This is a genomic window from Vibrio sp. Vb0888, from assembly GCF_033338835.1.
Classification (GTDB): domain Bacteria; phylum Pseudomonadota; class Gammaproteobacteria; order Enterobacterales; family Vibrionaceae; genus Vibrio; species Vibrio alginolyticus.
In genome coordinates, this window is the sequence record NZ_JAWOTL010000171.1 from 1 (window position 1) to 1288 (window position 1288).

1 pseudogene is annotated in these 1288 nt (G+C 47.0%); it reads right to left on the reverse strand.

The features are described from left to right. Window positions 1-1288: pseudogene (gene vmeK, locus R7P72_RS24770) on the reverse strand (multidrug efflux RND transporter permease subunit VmeK); the annotation flags it as partial.

Sequence of the window (1288 nt, forward strand, 5' to 3'; positions counted from 1 at the left end):
GGTTATAGGCACTAAACCTGCAGCGGTTTTCACTCTTAGCTGATCGAATCGACCAATATCTCGCTTCTCTTGTGGGTAGCGCACCAAAATATCGACTTCTTCATCCGCATCGTCAGGTAAATAGTCCCCTATTTTCAGACCATTCGTAACAAATTGAACTGTATTTCCCACCAAAGTTGCATCGGCAGCAAAACGAGAAGCGTCGTCGCGTCGAATGTCAATTTGCCAGTCAATCCCCTCTTTATTGGTGGTATCACTCAAATTAGTCAGTGCTGGGTTGCTATCTGCCCAAAGCCTAACGAGCTTCGCGGCGTCATCTAGCTCGCCTATACTCCTGCTTCGAGAAGAAACTTCAATCACCAAATCATGTTCAACCGGAGGGCCGGCATCCGGGAATTTGTACTCTAACTCAACGCCATAAAATTGGTCAGTGGTAGCTTTTAGCTCTTCAATGATCGTTTTGACTTTACGACGATATTGCCAATCCACAGGAGTTATTTGAATCTGACCGATTTCGTCACCATTATCGCTCGATCCAGTGCGAGTGTAGACACTTTCAAACTCATCATGACCCAGCATGACCTTTTCAATTTCTTTCATTACGATATCTTTCTCATTAATGGAAAGATCCCCGTAAGAGCGTACTTTTACGGTGAAAAATGGCGGGTCGACTTCAGGGAAAAACTCAGCTCCTAACCCCGCTTTACTGTAAGTAAATCCAACACCACCCGCCAGCAATACCGCGCTCAGCAGCACTTTCCAAGGATGTTGAATCGCCACAAACAAAGTTTTGTAATAAAGCTTGGTAATTCCTGTCGCTTTCTCAAAGTTTCCGTTGTGTAGCTCCACCATTTCTTGTTGGGCTTTAGGATTGATAACCTGAGGTTTACCAATAATGCCGCCAATAACAGGCACAAATAGCAAAGCCATCACCAATGACGCCGCTAACGTCGCGATTAGCGTTAACGGTAAGTACTTCATAAACTCACCGGTAATATCCGGCCAAAAAAGAAGCGGAGCAAATGCCGCCAACGTAGTCGCGGTAGAGGCGGTGATCGGCCATGCCATGCGTTTGGCTGCGTCTCGGTATGCCTCTTTACGCGGCGTGCCTTCTTGCATTCTCCGATCGGCAAACTCAGTGACGACGATTGCACCATCCACCAGCATGCCGACCGCCATGATTAAGGCAAACAGCACCACGATGTTTACGGTAAGACCAAAAACCGAGAGGACTAACAACCCCGTTAAGAAAGAGCCTGGAATAGAGACCCCAACCAACAAAGCCGTT